17 protein-coding genes, 1 pseudogene and 1 CRISPR repeat array are annotated in these 25,972 nt (G+C 30.9%); of the genes and pseudogenes, 10 read left to right on the top strand and 8 right to left on the bottom strand.

Features of this window, described 5'->3' with window-relative positions; genetic code table 11:
* Nucleotides 1-54: 54 nt before the first annotated feature.
* Nucleotides 55-2,424, top strand: a complete 2,370-nt coding sequence (locus tag Q4517_RS03915) for a TonB-dependent receptor domain-containing protein (protein ID WP_303506447.1) — start codon at nt 55-57, stop codon at nt 2,422-2,424.
* 52 nt (nt 2,425-2,476) lie between these two features.
* Here the strand turns inward: Q4517_RS03915 and Q4517_RS03910 are convergent, their stop codons facing one another.
* Nucleotides 2,477-3,487, bottom strand: a complete 1,011-nt coding sequence (locus Q4517_RS03910) for a 3-oxoacyl-ACP synthase III family protein (RefSeq protein WP_303506445.1) — start codon at nt 3,485-3,487, stop codon at nt 2,477-2,479.
* 164 nt (nt 3,488-3,651) lie between these two features.
* Between Q4517_RS03910 and htpG the strand changes: the two genes are divergently transcribed.
* Together htpG and Q4517_RS03900 are read left to right on the top strand one after the other, a co-directional pair.
* Entirely contained in the window at nt 3,652-5,565 is a 1,914-nt protein-coding gene (gene htpG / locus Q4517_RS03905) for a molecular chaperone HtpG (RefSeq protein WP_303506443.1), read from the top strand.
* Between the two features lie 114 nt (nt 5,566-5,679).
* Nucleotides 5,680-7,494 (top strand): DUF885 family protein, encoded by a 1,815-nt coding sequence (locus Q4517_RS03900; RefSeq protein ID WP_303506441.1) that lies wholly within the window; start codon nt 5,680-5,682, stop codon nt 7,492-7,494.
* Between the two features lie 59 nt (nt 7,495-7,553).
* Here Q4517_RS03900 and Q4517_RS03895 read toward each other — a convergent pair whose 3' ends face one another.
* The 3 genes from Q4517_RS03895 to Q4517_RS03885 are packed head-to-tail and all read right to left on the bottom strand — an operon-like array spanning nt 7,554 to nt 8,420.
* Nucleotides 7,554-7,964: a hypothetical protein gene (locus Q4517_RS03895; RefSeq protein WP_303506439.1), complete on the bottom strand. Its 411-nt coding sequence runs from the start codon at nt 7,962-7,964 to the stop codon at nt 7,554-7,556.
* Entirely contained in the window at nt 7,951-8,319 is a 369-nt protein-coding gene (locus Q4517_RS03890) for an RNA polymerase sigma factor (protein ID WP_303506436.1), read from the bottom strand. The genes Q4517_RS03895 and Q4517_RS03890 overlap by 14 nt, the downstream gene beginning before the upstream one ends.
* Nucleotides 8,304-8,420, bottom strand: coding sequence for an RNA polymerase sigma factor (locus Q4517_RS03885; RefSeq protein ID WP_303506434.1), 117 nt, complete (start codon nt 8,418-8,420; stop codon nt 8,304-8,306). Before Q4517_RS03885 ends, Q4517_RS03890 begins: the two co-directional genes overlap by 16 nt.
* A 251-nt stretch (nt 8,421-8,671) precedes the next feature.
* On the opposite strand from Q4517_RS03885, the gene Q4517_RS03880 reads away from it, so the two are divergent.
* From Q4517_RS03880 to Q4517_RS03855, 6 genes are all read left to right on the top strand, one after another.
* Complete coding sequence (locus Q4517_RS03880; RefSeq protein ID WP_303506432.1) at nt 8,672-9,055, top strand: DUF6249 domain-containing protein; 384 nt, start codon at nt 8,672-8,674, stop codon at nt 9,053-9,055.
* Between the two features lie 104 nt (nt 9,056-9,159).
* On the top strand, nt 9,160-10,488 hold the full coding sequence (locus tag Q4517_RS03875; protein ID WP_303506430.1) for a M28 family peptidase: 1,329 nt from the start codon (nt 9,160-9,162) through the stop codon (nt 10,486-10,488).
* Nucleotides 10,489-10,491: 3 nt separating this feature from the next.
* Entirely contained in the window at nt 10,492-11,058 is a 567-nt protein-coding gene (locus tag Q4517_RS03870; RefSeq protein WP_303506428.1) for a YdeI family protein, read from the top strand.
* Between the two features lie 88 nt (nt 11,059-11,146).
* Complete coding sequence (locus Q4517_RS03865) at nt 11,147-13,741, top strand: zinc-dependent metalloprotease (RefSeq protein ID WP_303506426.1); 2,595 nt, start codon at nt 11,147-11,149, stop codon at nt 13,739-13,741.
* A 176-nt stretch (nt 13,742-13,917) separates the two neighbouring features.
* Nucleotides 13,918-14,805, top strand: a complete 888-nt coding sequence (locus Q4517_RS03860) for a TIGR01777 family oxidoreductase (protein ID WP_303506425.1) — start codon at nt 13,918-13,920, stop codon at nt 14,803-14,805.
* The gene (locus Q4517_RS03855; protein WP_303506424.1) at nt 14,798-15,475 is read left to right on the top strand and encodes a GNAT family N-acetyltransferase; all 678 of its coding nucleotides are present in this window, start codon (nt 14,798-14,800) and stop codon (nt 15,473-15,475) included. Before Q4517_RS03860 ends, Q4517_RS03855 begins: the two co-directional genes overlap by 8 nt.
* A 43-nt stretch (nt 15,476-15,518) precedes the next feature.
* Here the strand turns inward: Q4517_RS03855 and Q4517_RS03850 are convergent, their stop codons facing one another.
* Both Q4517_RS03850 and Q4517_RS03845 read right to left on the bottom strand, forming a co-directional pair.
* Nucleotides 15,519-16,259, bottom strand: a complete 741-nt coding sequence (locus Q4517_RS03850; protein WP_303506423.1) for a DUF6263 family protein — start codon at nt 16,257-16,259, stop codon at nt 15,519-15,521.
* Nucleotides 16,260-16,363: 104 nt separating this feature from the next.
* Entirely contained in the window at nt 16,364-17,683 is a 1,320-nt protein-coding gene (locus Q4517_RS03845; protein WP_303506422.1) for a dihydrolipoamide acetyltransferase family protein, read from the bottom strand.
* Between the two features lie 249 nt (nt 17,684-17,932).
* Here Q4517_RS03845 and Q4517_RS15480 point away from each other — a divergent pair.
* Nucleotides 17,933-18,427: pseudogene (locus Q4517_RS15480) on the top strand (DEAD/DEAH box helicase family protein); the annotation flags it as partial.
* Between the two features lie 2,139 nt (nt 18,428-20,566).
* Nucleotides 20,567-24,640: a CRISPR direct-repeat array (repeat unit 46 nt; unit sequence GTTGTGAATTGATTTCAAATTGTATTTTTACGTGAGCAATCACAAG).
* 60 nt (nt 24,641-24,700) lie between these two features.
* Here the strand turns inward: Q4517_RS15480 and cas2 are convergent.
* Nucleotides 24,701-25,039 (bottom strand): CRISPR-associated endonuclease Cas2, encoded by a 339-nt coding sequence (gene cas2, locus Q4517_RS03835; RefSeq protein ID WP_303506419.1) that lies wholly within the window; start codon nt 25,037-25,039, stop codon nt 24,701-24,703.
* Entirely contained in the window at nt 25,036-25,926 is an 891-nt protein-coding gene (gene cas1, locus Q4517_RS03830; protein ID WP_303506418.1) for a type II CRISPR-associated endonuclease Cas1, read from the bottom strand. The genes cas2 and cas1 overlap by 4 nt, the downstream gene beginning before the upstream one ends.
* Nucleotides 25,927-25,972 lie beyond the last annotated feature (46 nt).

The following is a 25,972-nucleotide window of genomic DNA, read 5'->3' as shown; positions in this document are numbered from 1 at the left end:
AAGTATTTAACTTCGTTTTTTTTATTTTTAGCAGAATTTCATTCCCTTCAATACATGAAAAAATTGCTAATATTAACTTTATTCTTAGTTACTTATTTTTGTCAAGCTCAAAATTTACAGCTTACAGGAACTATTTTAGACAAAAAAACTAATACACCCCTACCTTTTGTTTCCATTACCTGTAAAAATACTTCAAAAAAAATACTAACAGGTAGTATATCTGATGAAAAAGGGAATTTTAAAATTGAAAAACTTCCAAAAGATAGTTTACTCTTAACTTTTCAGTTTATTGGTTATAAAACTCTAGAAAAAAGAATTAATTTAAAAGAAAGCAGTAAAATAGGAGCGGTTTTACTCGAAGAGAATATCACACAGTTGGATGAAGTTGAAATACAAGGAGAAACTTCAACCATTATTCAAAAAATTGACAGAAAAGTTATTAATGTAGGTAATAACCTAACAGCTACTGGAGCTACCTCTTTAGAAATGCTTGAAAACATTCCTTCAATAGATGTTAATCAACTTTCTGGGACTATAAGTTTACGAGGAAATGAAAATGTTAGAGTTTTAGTAAATGGAAAACCTTCCAACGTAAATACAGCTCAATTATTAAAACAAATACCTTCTAACTCGGTAAAAAGCGTTGAAATAATTACAAATCCATCGGCAAAACACACTCCAGAAGGTATGAGTGGTATCATCAATTTAATTCTTAAAAAAAATACTAAAATTGGTTTTAACGGAAGTTTATCTGTTGGTGCAACTCAAAGTAGAAATCTAAGACCCGAAATTTCCTTAAATACAAATTATAAAACTGGTATCACAAATTTTCACCTAAACTATAATACAAGTTGGGGTGATTATGAAACCTTTAATGATTTAGAAAGAACGGACATTGACTTAACTCAAGATATTGATTTTTTAAATAACTCTGAAAATCATAATATCAAATTTGGAGTAGATATAGATATTACTTCAAGAAGTATATTATCTTTGTATACGTCTCAGAACTTTGATGAGAATAGTTTAGCTACCAACACTCTTGTTCATGAAAACAATTCTTTAGTTTTTGATAACAAAAGTTTTTCTGATTATAATCAAAAAGACGAGACTTATAACATTGATTATGTTTACAACTTTGATGATAAAGGACAAAATTTAGAAATTGAACTCAATCACTCTATAACAAAAAACCCTGAAGAAACTATTAACGAAGAGTTCATCAATCCTAATTCTAAGGAATATAATTATACAAATAATATAAAAGACACACGAAAACTTTGGTTGCTTAATATTGATTATGTAAAACCTATAAAATCTGGAAAATTAGAAGCTGGAATTGAATTTAGAAAACAAGACTTTTACAATTTAATACTTACTGATAGAGAACACATAAATGATTCGGCTTCTCTTGAACTCGTAGGAAACACAACATTAAATTATGACAAAAGTATTTATTCAGTATATATAAACTTTAATAAGGAGTTCAAAAAAATTTCAATTCAAGCTGGAGTTCGATTAGAGCAGTTTAACTTAAATGCTCTTTTTTCTAATACCCAACAAGGAAACACTCCTTTAAAAGATAATATTTTTAGTTGGTATCCTTCAGCATCAATTCTATATAGTTTTACTGAAAAAGACAAGTTACAATTTACTTATAGTAGAAGAGTTGACAGACCCTCTGCATATCAAGTAACTCCTATTCAAGAATGGTTTTCACCATTAACTATATCGAAAGGAAACTTAAACTTACAACCACAATTTACAAACTCTTTGGAACTTAACTATACTAAGACGATTACTAAAGGTTATGTATCTTTTGGTACATTTTATCGAAGAACAAATGATAAAATTGGTCGATTATTACAACAAGACAATCAAAACCCTGATAGAACTATTAGTTCTTTTACTAATTATGACTTTGCTGATAGTTATGGTATTGAACTTTCAGCTAGCTTTAAACCTGTAAAATGGTGGACACTTAGACCTTCTTTTGAAACTTATATACAAGACTCTCAAGGTCTTTTAAATGGTAACTTTAAAACGGTAAAAAACATCTTAGTAAAAGGACGTGTAAGCAACTCTTTTAAAGCTTCAAAAAAACTTAATTTTCAGTTATCAGGAATTTTTAGAGGTAAAAGTGAAAATATTCAATACACTGTACAACCATATACTATGGTTAATGTTGGAGCTAGACTAAAGGTATTAAATGGTAAAGGAAATATTACCTTAAGAGGTACTGACATTTTTAATACTGTAAATCTTGACTATGTATCAAATACCCCGTTTATACAAAAAGGAAAGTATACTATGGAAAACAATTCAGTTCATCTAGGTTTTTCCTATAATTTTGGAAGTGGTAAAAACAAAAGTAAAGGCAGAAAGTATAGAGATAGTAATGAAGCTCAAGGAGGCATGTTTTAATAAAAAATCCGAAGTTAAAACTTCGGATTTTTTTATTTTATATGTAAATAAACTACCAACGAATCACTACCGACCCCCAAGTAAATCCACTGCCAAAAGCAGCCAAGACTACTAAATCTCCATCATTTATTTTTCCTTTCTCCCAAGCTTCTGTCAATGCTATAATAACCGAAGCAGCAGTAGTATTACCATACTTCATAATATTGTTATACACCTTGTCATCAGATAACTGGAACTTCTTTTGAATAAACTGAGCAATACGTAAATTCGCTTGATGCGGAATTAACATGTCAATATCTTCTTTTTGTAATCCATTTGCTTGTAAACCTTCAACAATAGCTTCCGAAAAACGAACTACTGCATGTTTAAACACAAATTGACCATTCATATATGGGTAATATGAAGTATCCTCTGGATCGTTTGCTTCCATTATCTCTGGTACCCAACGCCCAGTAGAAGGTCCTTCTAACACTAATTCTTTAGCATACTTTCCTTCTGAATGTAAATGTGATGATAAGATTCCTTTCCCCTCTTCTTCACTACGTGATAATACCGCAGCACCTGCTCCGTCACCAAAAATTACTGTAACACCACGACCACGTGTAGAACGTTCTAAACCTCCTGAGTGATTTTCAGAACCGATTACAAGTACATTTTTATACATCCCTGTTTTTATAAACTGATCAGCAACCGACATTGCGTAAATAAAACCTGAACACTGGTTACGTACATCTAACGCACCAATTGTTGGCATATCAAGTAAGTCTTGAACTTGAACACCTCCGCCAGGGAAATATAACTCAGGACTCAAAGTAGCAAAAACGATAAAATCAATATCATCTTTGGTTAAACCTGCACGTTCAATGGCTATTTTTGCAGCTTTAGCCCCCATAACTGATGTTGAATCATCAGAAGTTTTTGGGTCAATCCAACGACGTTCCTTGATACCAGTTCTTTCCTGAATCCATTCATCGCTCGTCTCCATAAACTGAGTCAAGTCATCGTTAGTCACTACGTTCTCAGGAACATAATAACCTAATCCTGTAATTTTTGAGTTATACATATATTTTTATGTTGGTTATTTTAATATTAACAAATTAAAAGCCTGTAAAAGTATGAATTTTATATAGTCTGCACAAAAAGTGTCAGTTTGTCATAAAAATTTATTTGGTATTTTTTTTGACTACTCTATTCATCAGAAAATAATATCAAATAAAATATAAAATTATGAGTAAAGGAAACATTAATGTATCGGTAGAAAATATATTTCCACTGATTAAAAAATTCTTGTATTCTGATCACGAAATCTTTTTACGTGAGTTAATTTCTAACGGAACTGATGCCACAACTAAATTGAAGCACCTTATCTCAATTGGTGAAGCTAAAACTGAGTTAGGCGACGCTAAAATTGAAATAAGTATCGATAAAGATGCGAAAACCTTAACTATTAAAGACCAAGGTATTGGTATGACAATGGATGAGGTTGAAAAATATATTAACCAAATCGCTTTTTCTGGAGCTGAAGAATTCTTAGAAAAGTACAAAGATGATAAAAATGAAACAGGTGTTATTGGTCATTTCGGATTAGGGTTCTACTCTGCTTTTATGGTTGCTGATAAAGTAGAAATCTTTACCAAATCATTTAAAGATGAACCTGCTGCTCAATGGACGTGTGATGGTTCTCCTGAGTATACTTTGGTAGAACATGACAAATCTGACAGAGGTACAGAAATTGTATTACACATTGCTGGAGATTCTACTGAGTTTTTAGAAGAAGGAAAAATTCGTGGATTATTAACTAAATACAATCGTTTTAACCAAGTGCCAATTAAATTTGGAACCAAGAAAATAAACGACCCTGACTTCACTCCACAAACCACTAAAGACGAAGACGGTAAAGAAGTTACCGAGCCTCACAAACAAATTGAAGTTGATAATATCATCAATAATACAGAACCTGCTTGGACTAAAAAACCTGCAGATTTAGAAGATGACGATTATAAAAACTTCTACCGTGAATTGTATCCAATGCAATTTGAGGAATCTCTATTCCACATTCACTTAAACGTAGATTATCCATTCAACTTAACAGGAATTTTATACTTTCCTAAGTTAACACAGAATTTGGATATGCAAAAAGATAAGATTCAGTTATACCAGAATCAAGTATTTGTTACCGATAATGTAGAAGGAATTGTTCCTGATTTCTTACAGATGCTAAAAGGGGTAATTGATTCTCCTGATATTCCTTTAAATGTTTCTCGTTCATACTTACAAGCTGACGGAGCTGTTAAAAAGATTTCTGGATACATTACTAAAAAAGTAGCCGATAAGCTTTCTTCTTTATTCAAAAACAATCGTGAAGACTTTGAACAAAAGTGGAATGACATCAAAGTTATTATCGAGTACGGAATGTTATCAGAAGAAAAATTCTTCAGTAAAAAAGCTAAGAAGTTTGCCTTATACCCAACTGTTGACGGTAAATTCTTTACGTTTGATGAGTTAGTTGAAAAAACGAAGGATGCTCAAACAGATAAAGACGGAAACCACATCGTTTTATACGCAGCAAACAAAGATGCGCAACATAGTTATATTGAAGATGCTAAAGCAAAAGGATATGAAGTGTTGTTATTAGATTCTCCAATCGTTCCGCATTTAATGCAGAAATTAGAAACAGAATCTGGTGACGCTAAAGTACAGTTTAAACGTGTAGATGCTGACCATGTTGATAATTTAATTAAGAAAGATGACACTGTAATTTCTAAACTTTCTGATGAAGAAAAAGAGAGATTAAAACCAGTTATCGAAGGCGCTGTAAATAACTCTAGCTACACAGTACAGTTAGAAGCTATGGATTCAAGTGCTTCTCCTTTCTTAATCACCGTACCAGAATTTATGCGTCGTATGAAAGAAATGAGCGCTACTGGTGGTGGAATGATGGGAATGGGTAACATGCCAGAAATGTACAACTTAGTAGTGAACACTAATCACGAGTTAGTATCAGAAATCTTAACTGCTAATGAAGACAAGCAAAAACAATTAGTTTCACAAGCTTTTGATTTAGCTAAACTATCTCAAAACCTATTACACGGTGAAGATTTAACTAACTTTATCAAACGTTCATATGAACTAATTAAGTAACAAAATTTTATGCTGAACAACTTGTTTCAGTATCACATATCAATATTCAAAACCTCTTTGTGAAAACAGAGAGGTTTTATTTTTGATATATTTGTTAGCTATAAAAACATAACCATGAAAAAAATCCTCTTAACTGTAGTAGCCACAGCTACTTTCCTAGTTTCTTGTAAGCAAGAAAAAAAGGAAGCAGTAAGCACTCCTACTCCAGAAAATACTGAATTCAATCAGTTATTAAAAGATTACAACGAAGGTAAACTACAATTAAACCCTGTAAGTGCAACTTTTGCAGGTGATAATCGTTTTAACGATCAATTCCCTAATACGTTGTCTGACGAATATCAAGCAAAAAGTAATGAGTTTTTTAAAAGCTATAAAGAAAAACTTAACAACTTTAAAGATGCTGACTTAACTGAAAATCAACAAATGAGTAAAGCTGTGTTGGATTGGGATTGTGATATGGCATTGGCACAAGCTAGCTATAAAAACGACTTATTAATGCCTATTAACCAAATGTGGACAATTAACCTTACCATGGGGCAATTGGCAAGTGGTAGTAGCGCGCAACCTTTTAAAACAGCTGAAGATTACGACAATTGGCTAAGCAGATTAGATAAATACAATACGTGGTTACAATCGGCTAAAGAACGTATGCAACAAGGTATCAAGGAAGGATATGTTTTACCTAAATCATTAATCAAAAAAGTAATTCCTCAATTCGAAAGCTTAACTGTTGTAAAAAAGTCTTCTGAAGGAGTTATCGATTTTTCTGAGCATTTATTTTTTGCTCCGATAAACGCTTTACCTGCTGATTTTTCGGATGCTGATAAAACAAGATTAACAGAAGCGTATACCAATATATTGAATGATAAATTAATTCCGTCATTCAAAGCTATGTATGAATTTTTAAAGACTGACTATTTAGCTGCTGGTAGAGAAAGCAGCGGTATTTCTGATATCCCTAACGGAACAGCATACTATCAACATGCTATCAAAAACTATACAACTACCAACATGACTGCTGATGAAATTCATGAATTAGGGCTAAAAGAAGTTGCTCGAATTTTATCAGAAATGGAAAAAGTAAAAGAACAAGTTGGATTTGAAGGAAACTTAAAAGAATTCTTTGATTTTGTTCGTAACAACAAAGAATTAATGCCATATACTGAATCGCAACAAATCATCAATAATTTTAATGCTATTCACGAAAAAATGAAACCACAGTTAGAAAAATTATTTGGTAATAAACCAAAAACTCCATTTGTGGTAAAACAAACTGAAAAATTCAGAGAAGCTTCTGCTAGTGCTGAATACAACCCTGGTTCGTTAGATGGTACTCGCCCAGGTGTTTTCTACACGCCAATTCCCGATGCAACTAAATACAACGTATTTTCTGATGAAGCTTTATTTTTACATGAGGCTATTCCGGGACACCATTATCAAATTTCATTAACTCAAGAAAACGAAGAATTACCAGACTTTAGAAAAACCTTATGGTATAGTGCCTATGGTGAAGGTTGGGCATTGTATACCGAAAATTTAGGAAAAGAATTAGGTTTATACACAGACCCATATCAATACTTCGGAATGTTAGGTATGGAAATGCACCGAGCAATTCGTTTAGTTGTTGATACTGGACTACATGCTAAAGGTTGGAGTCGTGAAAAAGCAATTCAATATTCATTAGATAATGAAGCTGAAAGCGAAGCTAGTATTATTTCTGAAATTGAGCGTTATATGGCAAACCCTGGACAAGCGTTATCTTATAAAATAGGGCAATTGAAAATCCGTGAATTACGTGCAAAAGCCAAAAAGGAATTAGGCGATAAATTCGATATTAAAAAATTCCATAATCAGGTTTTAGAGACAGGATGTATTCCTTTAGCGCTATTAGAAAACAAAATTGACAACTGGGTTACTTCTAAAAACTAACCTCACTACTTTAATAAAAAATAAAAATCCGCTTTGATAACTCAAAGCGGATTTTTTTATCAGTTAAATTTTCTAGTAAAATGGTTTTTCAAATAATAGATTTGTACAAATACCATTACGGTAAAAAAGAAGCAAGCACTTAGCATTAAATTTGATACTGTGATATTTTTAAATAAATTTGGCAATTGAATATTCGATAAGTAATCCATTTTTATCTCAGGTATTTGAAGCCAACTTGATGAAGTTCCTTTCGATACAAACAAAATACTAACAGCTAATATACCTGCTAATACAAACCATACTTTTTTTGATATTAATGGTTCTACTTTATAAATAGAAGATTTCTCTTCTTGTACAATAGCATCCATAATATTTGCTGTAAAATCAATAGATGGTGCTGCCTCTCCTATTTCGTTGATATACTTTTTTGTAAAAGCATCCAACTCTTTAATATCTTTATTTTCTCCCATAATGTTTTATCAATTCAGGTTCTACTTTTTTCTCTACTATACTCAGTAAACTCTTTCTAGCTCTATGTAATTTCACTTTAACATTCGCTTCAGAAAAATCGGTTACTTCTACTATTTCCTTCAAACTTAATTCTTCAAAATAAAACATCCATAAAATAGAACGCTCCTCTTCTGGCAGACTTAACAAACACTTATTTATCACTTCTACTCGTTCTTTTCGTTCAATACCCTCTAAAATACTATCAGTAGATTTAATTCTATTAATCGTTATCTCATCAATTGTATCTGTATTATACTTCTCTTTATTCTTTTTTAAACTATCTAAACAAGTTCTGTACGTTATTTTAACAACCAAGTAGAAAATTTTGACTCTCCTTTAAACTTACTTAAATTCTTGTAAGCTTTTATAAAAGTATCTTGTGATATTTCTTCAGCCTCTTCTCTACTCTTTACCATTTTTAACGCCAACGAAAACACCATTACTTTATACTTTTCTACTAAAAAAGCATAAGCATTAGTATCTCCTCTAAGGATTTTATCTATATAAGTTTGATCGTTAATAATAGTCGTTTTATACTATGACTGTACTTAGTTAAAAAAGGTTACAACTATTCATTAAAAAAATTAAAAATATTCTGTAACCTTTTTTTAAATGTAGCTGTCATACTTGTAAACACATTAAAAATAATCATTTTAAACTCAAAAATATGGAAGTAACAATTGTATTTATGTTCTTGTTTGCAGTAATATTCGGAATCTTTTATTTATTCTATTCAACAAGAAATAAGGAACGTTTAGCTTTAATTGAAAAAGGTGTAGATGCCAAAATTTTTATGCAAGGCGAAAAAAAACGTTCTACATTAACAGGTAGGATAATTATCTTAAACTTAGCTTTATTAGCTATGGGAATAGGTGTTGGTGTTTTATTAGGTGCTATTTTAAGTTCTTTATTTGGATATAGTGGTTCTTGGGCAGATAGACCATCAAATGCTATTGATTCAGAAGTTTTCTTTATCTCATCTATTTTTCTTTGTGCAGGTGGGACCTTATTAATCGGTTTTAATCAAACCAAAAAATTAGACAACGAATAAAGTTTGTTTAAATAATAAACTACTTTAATAAATATGTTAAAAGAGAATAAAGCTAATTTTATTCTCTTTTTTGTTTTGTAATTTAGTAAGCTAAATTCCTTAACATGAGAAAATTAACAGTACTATTCTTACTAATTTCTACAACAATATCAGCGCAAACCGACACTAAAATATACGATATTATTAATGCTGTTTCAGCAGATAGAATCAAAACTGATATTACTACTCTAACAAATTTCGGAACACGCCATACACTAAGTGATACAATTTCAAATACTCGTGGAATTGGAGCGGCACGTCGTTGGATTAAATCTGAATTTGATAAAATATCTTCTGATTGCAACAACTGTTTAGAGGTATTTTACCAAAAAGACTTTGTAAAAAAAGGAACCAATAGCAGAATCACCAAAGATGTTTGGGTCGTTAATGTTGTTGCTATTCAAAAAGGAACAAAATATCCTAACAATTACATTGTAATGAGTGGTGATATTGACTCAAGAATTTCCGATCCTAATAATTTTACCGATGATGCGCCTGGAGCTAATGACAATGCTTCTGGTATGGCAGGAACAATTGAAGCTGCTCGTGTTTTAAGTAACTATAACTTTGAAAACAGTATTATTTATGTTGGATTGTCTGGTGAAGAACAAGGTTTGTTTGGAGGAAAAGGATTGGCTAAATATGCTAAAGAAAAAGACTGGAATATTGTAGGTGTTATGAATAACGATATGATTGGAAACATTAAAGGTGTTGATGGAGTAATTGACAATCGTACGTTTAGAATTTTCTCTGAACCTGTACCTCCTACAGAAACAGAACTTCAACGGAAAGCACGTCGTTTTTACGGTGGCGAGGTGGACGGAATATCACGCCAATTAGCACGTTACATATACAAAACTACCAAAACCTATATGCCAGAAATGAATCCGAAAATGATTTATCGCTTAGATAGGTTTGGTCGTGGCGGACATCACAGACCTTTTAACGATGCAGGTTTTGCTGGTATTCGAATCATGGAAGCTCATGAGAATTACACACAACAACATCAAGATATTAGAACAGAAAACGATATTGAATATGGTGATAGACTTAAGTTTGTAAACTTCGATTACGCTAAAAAATTAACCGCTGTAAATGCTATTAATTTGGCTAATATTGCTGCTGCCCCACCTTCTCCGAAAAATGTAGAAATTGGTGGTATTGTTGAAGCATCTGCAAAATTACAATGGGATAAAGTTGATGGTGCTAAAGGATATAAAATCTACTGGAGAGACACTACTTCTCCTACTTGGGATCATTTCAAATATGTGGAAAATACTACTGAGTTTACTTTAGACGGAATTGTTTTAGACAACTACTTCTTTGGGGTAAGTGCTGTAGGAAAAAACGGACACGAAAGCATTGTTTCATTTCCTTCAAAAATTATACGTTAACAAATGGACCACAAACCTCACCTATATTTTAAAACAGACACAGAATGGCGTAAGTGGTTATTAGAAAACCATAACGAAAGTGATGGAGTTCATCTAATTTTATACAAAGTTGACGTAAACATACCCAGTATGCGTTGGGAAGAAGCTGTAAAAGTAGCTTTATGCTTTGGTTGGATAGATAGTACTGTGAAAAGTTTAGGCGATGGTAAAAGGCGGCAATACTTCAGCCCCAGAAAACCTAAAAGTGTTTGGAGTGCTTTAAACAAGAAATATATTAAGGAACTAACTACTTCCAACTTAATCCACCCTGCTGGAATTGCGTCTGTTGAAATTGCTAAAAAAAATGGTTCTTGGAATGCTCTAGATGCTGTAGAAAACTTAATAGTTCCAGAAGATTTACAAGTTCAATTTAATAAAAATCCAACCGCTTTTAACAACTATCAAAACTTTGCTCCTTCTTACCGTAAGAACTACTTGTACTGGATACATCAAGCTAAAAGAGAATCTACAAGAGTAAAACGAATTAATGAAATTATTCGTTTGTGTGAAGCTAATATTAAATCTAAATAAACTGTTAAACTTTATAATATAATTAACAATAATAGATAATAATATAAAGTAAATTGGTTATCTTATTTATCAACTCAAACAAATTATTATGTTTACAAAACAACTAAAGTTAGTTTGTTTACTTTTTTTAACCATTTCAATAATCGGCATTCAAGACATAAATGCTCAAAAAAGAAAAAAGAAAAAGAACAAAGCTAAAACAGAAGTTTCTTCTAAATCAAAAAAAAAGGAACCAAAAAAAACAATTAAAAGCTTAACAAAAAATAGTAAAAAACTAGACGGTTTATTTACTATTTTCCAAGACTCAGTTACCGGTAATGTTAAGTTACTATTGAAAAAAGAACAATTAAACAAAGATTTTATTTATTTCTCACAAATTGCTGATGGTGTTACAGAGGCTGGTGCTTTTAGAGGCGCTTATAAGGGTTCTAGCATTTTCAATATAAAAAAACACTTTAATAAAATTGAGTTTGTTGCTCCTAATACTTCATTTTATTTCGATAAAAATAATGCTATTTCTAAATCAGCCAAAGCAAATATTAGCGATGCTATTATAGCAAGTACTAAAATTTTAGCCTCTGATGAAAAAAAAGGAGAATATCTTATAGATGCTAATACCTTATTTATTTCTGAAGCTTTTACTCGAATTAAAGCTCCAAACTTTCCTAAAAGTTCACCTTTTGCATTTAAGCTAGGTAGATTTGATAAGGAAAAGTCAAAAATAAATACCATAAAAAACTATCCAGAAAACACCAACCTTAAAACTGAATATGTATACAACAATCCTTCGGTTTTAAACCAAGGGTCAAGAGCTATTAAAGATGGTAGGTATATTTCTATAAAGGTTTTTCATACGTTTATGAACGTTCCTGAGAACAACTACCAAACCAGAATAGATGACCCAAGAGTAGGTTATTTTTTAACAAACACTAACGACATGACCTCTACACAAACTGTGAACTATAGAGATTTTATACATCGTTGGAAACTTGTTAAGAAAAACCCTGAGTTAGCCATTTCAGAACCTGTAAAACCAATTACTTGGTGGATTGAAAACTCAACACCTAAAGAGTTTATTGAAACTATAAAAGAAGGTGTTTTAGCTTGGAATGAAGCTTTTGAAAAAGCTGGATTTAAAAATGCTATGGTTGTAAAAGTTCAACCAGATGATGCTACATGGGATGCTGGTGATGTTCGTTACAACGTTCTACGTTGGACCTCTTCTCCTAATCCTCCTTTTGGTGGTTACGGACCTAGTTTTGTTAACCCTAAAACAGGAGAAATTTTAGGAGCAGATATTATGCTTGAATATGTTCACTTTACCAATCGTGTAAAATACAATAAAATATTTGGTGATATATCAAAAGCTTCGTCTGAAGAAGAGGCACGTGCTATTTTTACTAATGAAAACAACCTTATGTACTGTTCAGCAGGTCATTTAATGCACGAAAACACCATGTTTGGTAAAACAGTTTTAGCAGTTACAGGTGCTTCTGATTTAGAAATGGAAGGTATGAAAAGAGAAGCTATGAAATCATTAATCATGCACGAAGTAGGTCATACACTAGGTTTAAACCATAATATGAAAGCAAGTCAATTGTTTACTCCAGAACAACTAGCTGACCCTGATTTTATAAAAGGAAAATGCTTAACTGGTTCTGTAATGGATTATGCTGCTATTAATTTAACTCTTGATAGAAGTAAACAAGGGCAATATTATGATACTGCTGTAGGGCCTTATGATATTTGGGCTATTCAATACGGTTATACACCTTTTAAAAACAGAGCTGAAATGGATGCTTTATTAGCACAATCAACAAAACCGGAATTAATTTTTGGTAACGATGCTGATGATATGCGTTCTCCTGGTAAGGCAATAGACCCTCGTGTTATGATAGGCGATTTATCAAACGATCAAATCAAATATTCAATTAACCGCATTAAACTGGCTAATAACATAATGAAAGATATTAAACAACGTTTTTCAAAAGATGGAGAAACCTACGAGGAACTTAGAAATGCTTATTATATCTTAAACGGTCAAGCTCTTAGAGCTGGTGATGTAATTTCTAGATTTATAGGTGGTGTTTATGTAGACAGATCTGTATCTGGTCAAGAAAATGCTAGCCAACCATATACACCAGTTAGTTTAACTGATCAAAAAAGAGCTATGAATGCATTAAAAACATATATTTTTGCTCCAAATGCTTTTAATGCTCCCAAAGGTTTATATAACTATTTAGCAAGACAAAGACGTGGATTTAACTTTTTCTCTGGATCAGAAGATCCTAAAATCCATGCTGAAGTTTTAAGCTATCAAAAAAGAGTTTTAAATCATATTTTACACAGAAATACTTTACAAAGAATTTCTGATTCTGAATTATATGGAAACCAATATAAACTAGCTAGTTTTATGACAGACCTTAATAATGCAATCTTTAAGGCTGATATAAACACCAATGTAAACTCTTTCCGTCAAAATTTACAAACTGAATATACCAAAATGCTACTAAAAATGATTAGTAGTAAAAGTAAATATACCAACGCCTCTAAATCTATGGCCTTGTATAATTTAAACAAGATTAAATCATGGGTAAGTAATGATGTTGGTAATATTGCTACAAAAGCTCATAAAAGTCAATTAAAACTCTTAATTAATAATAATCTTAAAGATATAAAGTAACATTATTTAAGAGCTATAATATAACCTCATCATTAAAAAATGATGGGGTTATTTTTTCACTTTTTTTTATAAAAATTCACAACCACCTTATTTTACAAGAGTTGTAGCTCTTATTTTTTAATCCTTTTCTTTCGTCTCTTAGTTTTTTTAAAAATGAATGTTTATTTTTGAGTACTATGGCTACTATATTAATTACGGGCGGAACTGGTTTAATTGGAAAAGAGTTAACTAAAAAGTTAACTAGTGAAGGACATGTGGTAAATATTCTTACTAGAACTCCTAAAAAGAACAATGAATTTCGTTGGAATGTTGAAGAAAGTTTTATCGATAAAGATGCTTTTACCAACGTAAATTATATTATTCATTTAGCAGGAGCTGGAATTGCGGATAAACGCTGGACTAACAATCGAAAAAAAGAATTAATTAATAGTCGTGTAAAAACTGCAAATTTATTGTTCAATAAAGCTCAGGAATATCAAATACCTCTTAAAAAAATTATCTCTGCATCTGGCGTAGGGTATTATGGAGCTGTTACTTCTGATAAAGTATTTACAGAAAAAGATAAGCCTGAAAATGATTTTATCTCTAAAATTTGTATAAAATGGGAAGAAGCTGCTCAGCAATTTGAGCAAATAGACATTCCCGTAACTATTTTACGAACTGGTGTCGTTCTTTCAAAAAATGGAGGGGCTTTACAAAAAATGAATACTCCTTTATTTTTATCTGCCTTAGGAAACGGTAAACAATATATGCCTTGGATTCATATTGATGATTTATGTGAACTGTATGCAAAAACAATAGAAGACAAAGACTTTAATGGTATTTTTAATGCTGTTGCTCCAGAACATCAAACCAATGAAAGTTTTACTAAATTATTAGGAAAGGTAATTAATAAACCTGTGCTTCCTATGAACACTCCTTCTTTTATTTTAAAAACTGCTTTGGGTGAAATGGCTTATATTTTATTACAAGGAAGTAAGGTTTCTTCTGAAAAAACAAGTAATGCTTATAATTTTATTTTTCCAAACTTAAAAACTGCTTTAACCAATATTTATAATGAATAATAAACTTGAAAATCCTGTTTGGCATTCGTTGTGTGAAACACATGAAAAATTTGCTATCAACTACGATAATGTAAAATTTTACAATCCTACAATTTGCCCATTTGGTGCTTTTACGGATGCCTCAAAAACTACAAAAGCTTTACATAAATACTCAAAACTTACAGATCAATTCTTTTTAGTTTCTGAAAAAGAAATTCCTACTTATAACAAAGACAACATTCTTTTGTACAAAAAGATTGATGGCTGTCAAATGGTTTTAGAGAACATAACAGATTTTGACATTACCGAAGAAATTAAACCGCTAACTGAAGAACATATTGATGAAATTTATAACCTAGTATGGTTAGTAATGCCTGGTTACTATAGAAAAAGAACGTTTGATATGGGAAAGTATTTTGGAATTTTTAAAGATAATATGCTTGTGGCTGTAACTGGGCAACGCATGCAAACTGACAATTTTATTGAAGTTAGTGCTGTAGTTACACATCCTGAGTATACTAGAAAAGGATTAGCTAAACAACTCTCTCAACATGTTACTAAAGAAATTTTAAAAGATGGAAAACATCCTATTTTGCATACTAACAAAGGAAACCCTGCAATTCAGCTTTATGAAAAATTAGGGTATCGACTTACACGAGATATGAATTGGTGGTTTTTTCATAAAAGATAAAAGCTCAGAATTTATTCTGAGCTTTTTAATTAAAATATTTTTCTTAACCTTTAATTAACTTTGTTATCACGTTTGTTGTTGCATCTTGTCCTTGAATCTTCATTGTCATATTAATATTTGATTCTAAAGGCATCCCTGAATCTCTTTCTATATCCATAGTACCTGTAATATCTCCATTAGCCGCTCCCGTAACCTTTCCTGAAACATCTATTAAAACATTGTTAGAAGATATTGATTTAACTTTATAGGTAAAACTAAAACTCATTGCACCATCACTTTTAGTCTTTGTCCAAGTATCTCCTACCCCAACTGCTTCTTTAGGATAAATCACACTACTTGATTGCTTTGAAAAATCTTTTGCTCCTTGAATATTACTAGGTTCAACTTTTGTTTCTAAGATATTTCCTAAGTTATCTCCTTTTGTGATAATTGTAGCTGATAACATTGGCTTCATTCTAGATTTCATCATCTTACCAGTTTCATCCAACTCTTCATCTTTTTTAGTTGAATCGTAAGACATTGGTACTCCTCCTTGCTTCATATCCATTGCCATCTTGGTGATTTTAGAACTACTTTCATACGTATCATCTGAAACACTGGTTATATTATATTTCATTTGAATATGCATATCATTTGTCATTACTCCAACACCTATTACCTGAGCCATTTTCATGTCCATAGTATACTTTTGTCCTTTTTCATAATTTAAACGAAGTAACACTTTTTCTTGTGCTGTACTAATCATTGTTACACCTAACAAAAGTGCTATTAAAATTTTTTTCATCTTTTTTTTTGATTTCTATTAATAGTTTAAAGTAGCTAATATAGCTAAAAATAAAAAAGGCTTAGGTGAACACCTAAGCCTTTTAAAATATTATATCGCTTTTATTAAAAATCTTGATTTACATCCCAAGATTCTAAAATATCTTTTAATGTTTTAATAAACATACCTCCTAGGGCTCCATTTACCACTCTATGATCGTAAGAATGTGAAACAATCATCTTATGACGGATTCCTATAAAATCTCCTTCTGGAGTTTCAATAACAGCAGGTTTTTTAACAATAGCTCCTAAAGCTAAAATTGCCACTTGAGGTTGGTTTATTATTGGTGTACCTGTAATACTCCCAAAACTTCCAACATTAGTTACCGTATAAGTTCCTCCTTGAATTTCATCTGGTTTTAACTTATTAGCACGAGCTCTAGTTGCTAAATCATTTATTTGCTTAGTCATCCCCACTAAATTCAACATATCAGCATTTTTAATTACTGGTACAATTAAATTCCCATCAGGTAGCGCTGCAGCCATTCCTAAGTTTACATTTCCTCTTTTAATGATTTTATCACCATCAACAGAAATGTTTATCATAGGGTGCCTCTTAATTGTAGAAGCTACAGCTTGCATAAATATTGGTGTAAACGTTAATTTCTCTCCTTCTCTTTGTTGGTAAGCATTTTTAACCTTATTTCTCCAATTAACAATATTAGTTACATCAATTTCGATAAACGACTGTACATGAGCTGATGTTTGAATAGAATCGATCATATGTTTAGAGATTAATTTCCCCATACGGCTCATTTCTATAATTTCATCTTGACCACTTAATGAAACTGGAGTTGGTGCTGGTGCTGATTGAGGTGCCGATTTCTTTTCTGTTGAAGCTGGTGCTGCAACTCTTGGTTGACCTCCTCTATTTTCTAAATATGATAAAATATCATTTTTAGTAACTCTTCCTTCTTTACCCGTTCCTTTTATAGTTTCTAACTCTTCAACCGATATTCCTTCTGTTTGTGCAATACTTTTTACTAATGGTGAGTAAAAACGATCGCTTGATGAAGTATCAATCGTAGTAGCTGCTGTTTCTTTAGCTACTTCAACTGTTTTTTCTACTGCAGCTACAGTTTTTGGTTTAACCTCTTCTTTCTTAGACACATCAGTTGTTGCTCCTTCCTCTCCTTCTACTTCTACTTCTACTTCTATAATTGCAATAGTTTCTCCTACTTGCACAACAGCATCTTTTTCGAATAAGATTTCAACTAAAGTTCCTTCAACTTCACTAGGTACTTCGCTATCTACTTTATCTGTAGCTACTTCAACAACGGTATCATCTATATCAATAGTTTCTCCAACTTCTTTTACCCAAGAAGTTATTGTTGCTTCTGCAACACTTTCGCCCATTTTAGGCAACTTCAATTCGTATCTAGCCATAGTGTATAATTTTAAACGCTTGCGAAGTTACTAAAAAGCAACGATTTTTTCATGATTTTATACGTTAAATATTTCTAACTTCTTCTTTATTGATTAAATTATTCTCAATTCAACTATAAAAAACAATAAATAGATTATTGTTATCTCTGTAAACAGAGAATATCGTTACGAATAATTTAATATCTAATTAAACTTTTGTTTGTTAGCTCAAAATTCTATTTTTGAACTCTTTAACCTAATTAAAAATTATTGAACGCAGCTATTACCAAACTTAACTTTTTATTTGACTGGAGACCTTATCAAGCAAAAGTGCTTCAAAATTTTTCAGCTCATATACAGGATGATCATTTTCATATAGTTGCGCCACCTGGTTCTGGAAAAACAATTTTAGGGATAGAAATTATTAAAAAAATAGGTAAAAAAACATTGATTTTAGCTCCTACTTTAACCATTAGAAATCAATGGGAAGATCGTTTACAAAACTTTTTTACTACCGATTGTAATTTCAAACAGATTTCATTTGATATTAAGCAACCTTCTGATATTACCTTTTCTACATATCAATCCCTGCATAGTTTTTATAAGTCTTTTGAAACTAAAGAAGACTATTACAAGTTCTTTAAAAAACATCAAATAGAAGTTTTATTATTAGATGAAGCACATCATTTAAAAAATGCTTGGTGGAAATGTTTGTTTGATTTAAAAGAGCGACACATGCAAACTGTTGTTTCTTTAACTGCTACTCCACCCTACGATAGTGAAAATGCTGAAATTCAAAAATATTTTAAACTGTGTGGAGAAATAGACGATGAAATTGTTGTTCCTGATTTGGTTAAAGAACAAAACCTTTGTCCACATCAAGATTTAGTTTTTCTATCCAAACCTGAAGATCAAGAAATTAATTTTATTACTGATTTTAGGCTGAAAATTTCTCAGTTTGTTACTAACATTTTAAAAGATGAAAAATTTATTTCTTTTCTAAAACAGCATAGATTTTATGCTAAAACAGAGGAAAACTTAGAAGAACTCTACAAGTATTCCGACTTCTTTTCTTCAATGCTAATCTTCTTACATGAAGCAGGAGAAACTATTCCTTTTGAAAAACTACGTATATTAGGTTTTGATAAAGATGAAGAGATTGATTTTCCTTCAATTACAAATGAATGGATTCAAATTTTATTTCAACACTTATTGGTAACTGATCGTGAAAACCTTATTGAAGATGAAGTTTATTTAGATTTTTTAGAAAAAAGACTTCGAAAATTGGCAGTTTTCAGTAAAAACAAAGTCAATTTAGTAGGAAATGAACTTTTGTATAAATCACTCAGTAATAGTCCTAGCAAATTAAAAAGTATTACCACCATTGTTCAACAAGAACAACAAAATTTACAGGATGATTTGCGTTGTGTTATTTTATCTGATTATATCAGAAAAGAATACCTAAATTGCTCTTTAACTGAAATAAAAGAAATAAAAAAACTGGGTGTTGTTCCTATTTTTCATCATGTTAGAATAGCTACAAAAAATAAAAATAGTTTAGCAGTTCTTACAGGTAGTTTGGTAATTATTCATAGTAGTAATATTGCAAAGCTTGGTTTAATTGATACTATTGAAAACTACAATTATACTCCTTTAAAATCAGACACTGAATTTGTAATTCTTACAACTAAAAACTCATCTAAACATAGTATTGTTGAAGTCATTACGCAGCTTTTTGAACTCGGACATATTAAAGTGTTAGTGGGAACAAAATCACTATTAGGTGAAGGTTGGGATGCTCCATCTATTAATAGTTTAATTTTAGCGTCAGTTGTGGGGTCGTTTGTTACTTCAAATCAAATGCGTGGTCGTGCAATTAGAGTAAACAGTAAAAACCCTAATAAAGTAGGCTTAATTTGGCATTTGGCATGTATTGATATTTCAGATGAGTTGGGAGGACGAGATTTTGAAATTCTTTCACGTCGTTTCGATGCTTTTTTGGGTATTTCTAATGATGAAAAAGCTGTTATTTCTAACGGGATTGAACGTTTACAGCTTCCTGCTAATTTTATTGATGAAGATATTGATAGTTTAAATAAACAAACCTTAGCGCTTTCTGAAAACAGAAATTTGATTGCTAAACAATGGAAAAATGCCGTTAGTCATGGAAAAGGAATTAGCAAAGAACTTACTTTTTATAATGAAAGGAACAAGCAGTTTCCCAAACAGAAAAAGTTATACTATCAAGATATTGTAAAGTACGCGATTAGCGAAATTATTGTTGGTTTATCCTTTTTTCTACCGGAGTTTATCATTAAAAACTTTAACGTACTCTTACAAAAAGGAATTATTTACTTCCTTTTTGCTTTGTCATCAGCTTTGGGATTAACTTTTGGTTACAAAATTTACAAGTCTACACAACTATATCTATACTTCGGATTGATTCATAAGAAAATAGATAAAATGGCATTCGTCATTTTAGAATCTCTTAATGAATTAAATCATTTAACAACTCCTTTAAACAAAATACAAATTCAAACTCAATTATTAGCTAAAGGAAATGTTTCTTGTACTATACATGGAGCAAATAGATATGAGAATACTTTAATTATAAAAGCTTTGGATGAGCTACTCCAACCTATTGATAACCCTAAGTATTTATTGATAAAAACAAATTGGCTTCGTAAAAAATTAAAGCTACATAATTTTTTTTCTGTTCCTGAAATTTTTGGTGTTCGTAAAAAAGAATGCCTAGTTTTTCAATCTTGCTGGAACAAACATCTTGGTAAATCTAAGTTGGTGTATACTCGAACTATGAATGGAAGGAAGCTGTTATTAAAGGCACGTCTTTTCCATATTCACAATGTAAACAATGAATTGACCAAGAAAAATGTTGTTTGGAAGTAGGTTTAGTTATTTACAATTGTATTTTTACGTGAGCAATCACAAGAGTTATTGTAGGGACGGATACAGGTTTAGAGTTGTGAATTGATTTCAAATTGTATTTTTACGTGAGCAATCACAAGTGTTGTTTTTGAGGTTCATTTTAATTCTTAGTTGTGAATTGATTTCAAATTGTATTTTTACGTGAGCAATCACAAGTGATTTAAAAAAACATATAAAAGACAATATGTTGTGAATTGATTTCAAATTGTATTTTTACGTGAGCAATCACAAGCCGATGTAAACACAGTTAAAACCATTTATCGTTGTGAATTGATTTCAAATTGTATTTTTACGTGAGCAATCACAAGTAACTATTCCACTACTGTATATTCATCCGTGTTGTGAATTGATTTCAAATTGTATTTTTACGTGAGCAATCACAAGCAGCAGCAGAGGTTGCATCAGAAGGGTTAAGTTGTGAATTGATTTCAAATTGTATTTTTACGTGAGCAATCACAAGTTAAATACGAATTGAAAGACTTGAACATCCGTTGTGAATTGATTTCAAATTGTATTTTTACGTGAGCAATCACAAGACCAAAACAGTAAAAACCTATGGAGAACGAGTTGTGAATTGATTTCAAATTGTATTTTTACGTGAGCAATCACAAGATAAGCCGAACAAAGTTGCTAAACCTATGAGTTGTGAATTGATTTCAAATTGTATTTTTACGTGAGCAATCACAAGTAGCAACTCTTTATCCTTCCCATTTATCAAGTTGTGAATTGATTTCAAATTGTATTTTTACGTGAGCAATCACAAGGTAGTGTGTTATGTTTAAATAAACTAATTAGTTGTGAATTGATTTCAAATTGTATTTTTACGTGAGCAATCACAAGTTAACAGTTATATATGTTCAAGATAAATGGGTTGTGAATTGATTTCAAATTGTATTTTTACGTGAGCAATCACAAGCCAATTACTACAGTAGGTAATGGATTAGTAGTTGTGAATTGATTTCAAATTGTATTTTTACGTGAGCAATCACAAGGTATTAATAACGACACAAAACAAGTAAATCGTTGTGAATTGATTTCAAATTGTATTTTTACGTGAGCAATCACAAGACTACTAAATCACAAGCGGAAAGAGAAAAAGTTGTGAATTGATTTCAAATTGTATTTTTACGTGAGCAATCACAAGTCCTTCCCGTTTATCAATAGTACACAAACGGTTGTGAATTGATTTCAAATTGTATTTTTACGTGAGCAATCACAAGTTTTATGTTTTATCATAATGGTGCTTTATAGTTGTGAATTGATTTCAAATTGTATTTTTACGTGAGCAATCACAAGCCTATTTCAGCGAACGTACAGTCCTCTATAGTTGTGAATTGATTTCAAATTGTATTTTTACGTGAGCAATCACAAGTAAAGGATTTGTATACACAACAGCAATAAAGTTGTGAATTGATTTCAAATTGTATTTTTACGTGAGCAATCACAAGTTTCTAGTTCAAATGTTGAACACTTTTGGAGTTGTGAATTGATTTCAAATTGTATTTTTACGTGAGCAATCACAAGTATTTTGCCGTAAACCTATCCTTTTGAATAGTTGTGAATTGATTTCAAATTGTATTTTTACGTGAGCAATCACAAGGTTATTTGTTTTTTCTGCTTTCACAAAAAAGTTGTGAATTGATTTCAAATTGTATTTTTACGTGAGCAATCACAAGGTTATCCTTTCTTATTTCTCCTTTTATTTTGTTGTGAATTGATTTCAAATTGTATTTTTACGTGAGCAATCACAAGCTAATCCAGTATGTCGTTTAGTTGAAGCTAGTTGTGAATTGATTTCAAATTGTATTTTTACGTGAGCAATCACAAGGTATCGGACAAAGATTTAATTGAAATAATAGTTGTGAATTGATTTCAAATTGTATTTTTACGTGAGCAATCACAAGTTGATAGTAAAATAAAACAACCGTTATTTAGTTGTGAATTGATTTCAAATTGTATTTTTACGTGAGCAATCACAAGGGACAACGAAGCATTGTTTGACTTAATTATGTTGTGAATTGATTTCAAATTGTATTTTTACGTGAGCAATCACAAGAAAAAAGATGTGGGAAAAAGCGAGTGAAGAGTTGTGAATTGATTTCAAATTGTATTTTTACGTGAGCAATCACAAGCAATTACTTTTAAATCTTCACGGTTAAATAGTTGTGAATTGATTTCAAATTGTATTTTTACGTGAGCAATCACAAGAATTGTTCTGTAACATCTAACGCCGTTTTAGTTGTGAATTGATTTCAAATTGTATTTTTACGTGAGCAATCACAAGATGCCGAAATAAAGGTGTCGTAGTTACTGAGTTGTGAATTGATTTCAAATTGTATTTTTACGTGAGCAATCACAAGCTAAAGAAAATTTAATTAAAATAATAGGTAGTTGTGAATTGATTTCAAATTGTATTTTTACGTGAGCAATCACAAGTGTAAGTTTTACCATCCTTCCTGTAAGTTAGTTGTGAATTGATTTCAAATTGTATTTTTACGTGAGCAATCACAAGAAAAATTAGTGGGGGCAGAACTTCACCTTAGTTGTGAATTGATTTCAAATTGTATTTTTACGTGAGCAATCACAAGTTTCTAATGTTAACATAATTTTGTTTTTAAGTTGTGAATTGATTTCAAATTGTATTTTTACGTGAGCAATCACAAGTTTTATAGATTTATTTTATAATACCAAAGAGTTGTGAATTGATTTCAAATTGTATTTTTACGTGAGCAATCACAAGCTTTTTGTAATTCCTTTAAATACGAATCGTGTTGTGAATTGATTTCAAATTGTATTTTTACGTGAGCAATCACAAGATAACCTCTTCTTTTAGCTTCTTTTATTAGGTTGTGAATTGATTTCAAATTGTATTTTTACGTGAGCAATCACAAGAAATTAAAAAAAATAAATATTAATTAGCCTGTTGTGAATTGATTTCAAATTGTATTTTTACGTGAGCAATCACAAGAATATTCTATCTCCATATTTATTTTCAATAGTTGTGAATTGATTTCAAATTGTATTTTTACGTGAGCAATCACAAGGGTCTTAACTCTGTTCTGTAAAAAAGACCAGTTGTGAATTGATTTCAAATTGTATTTTTACGTGAGCAATCACAAGAAATTAGAATAGACCTAAACGGCTGTGTAGGTTGTGAATTGATTTCAAATTGTATTTTTACGTGAGCAATCACAAGTTTTGTTGTATAATTCTATTACGTTTTCCAGTTGTGAATTGATTTCAAATTGTATTTTTACGTGAGCAATCACAAGTTCTGAATCAGTAGCCTTGTATTTTATTTTGTTGTGAATTGATTTCAAATTGTATTTTTACGTGAGCAATCACAAGTATGAAACAACAATTAATTACATTATCTAAGTTGTGAATTGATTTCAAATTGTATTTTTACGTGAGCAATCACAAGTTGACTTTATTTTTTTTGTACCTCGAATTAGTTGTGAATTGATTTCAAATTGTATTTTTACGTGAGCAATCACAAGTAATTGATTATTTAAAGATTCAGAAAACTTGTTGTGAATTGATTTCAAATTGTATTTTTACGTGAGCAATCACAAGTCGTCAAACTCCGCTTTTGTTAAATGTTTAGTTGTGAATTGATTTCAAATTGTATTTTTACGTGAGCAATCACAAGCATTCATTGTATAATTATTAAAGTTATTATGTTGTGAATTGATTTCAAATTGTATTTTTACGTGAGCAATCACAAGATAAAAAGCTAAAAAAAATGAATGATAATAGTTGTGAATTGATTTCAAATTGTATTTTTACGTGAGCAATCACAAGAAAAATTAGTGGGGGTAGAACTTCACCATAGTTGTGAATTGATTTCAAATTGTATTTTTACGTGAGCAATCACAAGTACATTAATGCGTAATCTAAACGCCTTGTAGTTGTGAATTGATTTCAAATTGTATTTTTACGTGAGCAATCACAAGTCAGCCACAGAGCCAACCGCTGGCACTTTAGTTGTGAATTGATTTCAAATTGTATTTTTACGTGAGCAATCACAAGGTAACTATTTAAAAACCTCCTGTTTTCGGGAGGTTTTTGTATTTTGTAGAAATAGAAAAATTAAAATAATTCTAACTGTTGCACTGGTGTAGGCTTTGGAATTTCTTTTTTACCATGAAAAATTTCCATCATTTCAAATTGCTTATCGGTTATTTCAAACATGCAAATTTTTCCATATTTGGGCAGCATACTTTTTACTCTTTTTGCATGTACTTTACTATTTTCTCTACTCGCACAATGTCGTATGTATATAGAAAATTGGAACATGGTAAAGCCATCATTCATTAATTTTTTTCTAAAGCCACTGGCTGCTTTTCGTTCTGTTTTTGTTTCAGTAGGTAAATCAAATAATACTAGTATCCACATAACTCTGTAAGCATTGTAACGTTCTTGACTCATAATAACTTAGGATATAAAATAGTACGTCTTTCTCCTGTAAAACATTTATACAAACTTGCCGTAGTGGTAGTTACTGCAACCATAAGAGGTCGTTTTTTCTCATCAATTAACACATCTTCAGTAGCCACTTGTAAAAGGTATGCTTTAGCTTGCTTACTTAATTCTTCTTCAAAAGGGTATTTTGTTATATATTCTAAAACTAACTTATCTATAAAGGGGCGATATGGCTCCATAATGTCATCTGCTAAACAATATGGATTATACTTATTTTTATGAAAAATACCTTGTGCAGGTAACATACCGCTACTTACTATAGCTCTTGCTACTATACTCCGTAAAACAGCATATCCAAAATTCAAATAATTATTAGGAGCATCTCCAAAACGCTCTCGTTGAAAATCGGTTAAAATATATTTCCAATAATGGTTAGCTGCCTTACCCTCCATATTTGTTTCATCCCCTGAAGTAACTTTTTCTAAATACGTTTGCATAGCTTCAACAGGACTGCTATTATGTTGTAATAATTGTTTCTGATTTTCTATTTTGGCTATAACTGTTTGTTTCCATAATTGCTTCTTTAAAGGAACAGAACTATTTAATTGGTGTCTCCAACGTTCGGTAAGTTCAGAGTGTCCTACAAGTGGTAACATCAATCCATTAGGCAAATGATGATTATCACAATGTATTAGCGCAACTCCATTTCCCATTAAATAATTAATTAATTGAGTAGATAAAGTTATTTGATAATGATCTAATAGTAACAAAGCTATATCTTCTATAGGAATTGTTCCTTTTACATCTTTAGTTTCTGGACATTCTACAACTAATTGATGGTGTTTTAGCTTTAAATATGTTGGGTTCCCTATATAAATGGTTCTTTTTAACATAACTATTTAGCTTAAAAAAAGCCCATACACTAAATATTTTATGGAC

Origin of the sequence: Tenacibaculum sp. 1_MG-2023 (genome assembly GCF_030547425.1) — a bacterium.
Classification (GTDB): Bacteria; Bacteroidota; Bacteroidia; order Flavobacteriales; family Flavobacteriaceae; genus Polaribacter.
This window is presented reverse-complemented; position numbering and strand designations above follow the sequence as displayed.

What these genes read in the sequence shown, in the direction of transcription:
- Q4517_RS03915 (WP_303506447.1), top strand. Translation starts at nt 55, where the DNA reads ATGAAAAAATTGCTAATATTAACTTTATTCTTAGTTACTTATTTTTGT.
- Q4517_RS03910 (WP_303506445.1), bottom strand. Translation starts at nt 3,487, where the DNA reads ATGTATAACTCAAAAATTACAGGATTAGGTTATTATGTTCCTGAGAAC.
- htpG (WP_303506443.1), top strand. Translation starts at nt 3,652, where the DNA reads ATGAGTAAAGGAAACATTAATGTATCGGTAGAAAATATATTTCCACTG.
- Q4517_RS03900 (WP_303506441.1), top strand. Translation starts at nt 5,680, where the DNA reads ATGAAAAAAATCCTCTTAACTGTAGTAGCCACAGCTACTTTCCTAGTT.
- Q4517_RS03895 (WP_303506439.1), bottom strand. Translation starts at nt 7,964, where the DNA reads ATGGGAGAAAATAAAGATATTAAAGAGTTGGATGCTTTTACAAAAAAG.
- Q4517_RS03885 (WP_303506434.1), bottom strand. Translation starts at nt 8,420, where the DNA reads ATGGTAAAGAGTAGAGAAGAGGCTGAAGAAATATCACAAGATACTTTT.
- Q4517_RS03880 (WP_303506432.1), top strand. Translation starts at nt 8,672, where the DNA reads ATGGAAGTAACAATTGTATTTATGTTCTTGTTTGCAGTAATATTCGGA.
- Q4517_RS03875 (WP_303506430.1), top strand. Translation starts at nt 9,160, where the DNA reads ATGAGAAAATTAACAGTACTATTCTTACTAATTTCTACAACAATATCA.
- Q4517_RS03870 (WP_303506428.1), top strand. Translation starts at nt 10,492, where the DNA reads ATGGACCACAAACCTCACCTATATTTTAAAACAGACACAGAATGGCGT.
- Q4517_RS03865 (WP_303506426.1), top strand. Translation starts at nt 11,147, where the DNA reads ATGTTTACAAAACAACTAAAGTTAGTTTGTTTACTTTTTTTAACCATT.
- Q4517_RS03860 (WP_303506425.1), top strand. Translation starts at nt 13,918, where the DNA reads ATGGCTACTATATTAATTACGGGCGGAACTGGTTTAATTGGAAAAGAG.
- Q4517_RS03855 (WP_303506424.1), top strand. Translation starts at nt 14,798, where the DNA reads ATGAATAATAAACTTGAAAATCCTGTTTGGCATTCGTTGTGTGAAACA.
- Q4517_RS03850 (WP_303506423.1), bottom strand. Translation starts at nt 16,259, where the DNA reads ATGAAAAAAATTTTAATAGCACTTTTGTTAGGTGTAACAATGATTAGT.
- Q4517_RS03845 (WP_303506422.1), bottom strand. Translation starts at nt 17,683, where the DNA reads ATGGCTAGATACGAATTGAAGTTGCCTAAAATGGGCGAAAGTGTTGCA.
- cas2 (WP_303506419.1), bottom strand. Translation starts at nt 25,039, where the DNA reads ATGAGTCAAGAACGTTACAATGCTTACAGAGTTATGTGGATACTAGTA.
- cas1 (WP_303506418.1), bottom strand. Translation starts at nt 25,926, where the DNA reads ATGTTAAAAAGAACCATTTATATAGGGAACCCAACATATTTAAAGCTA.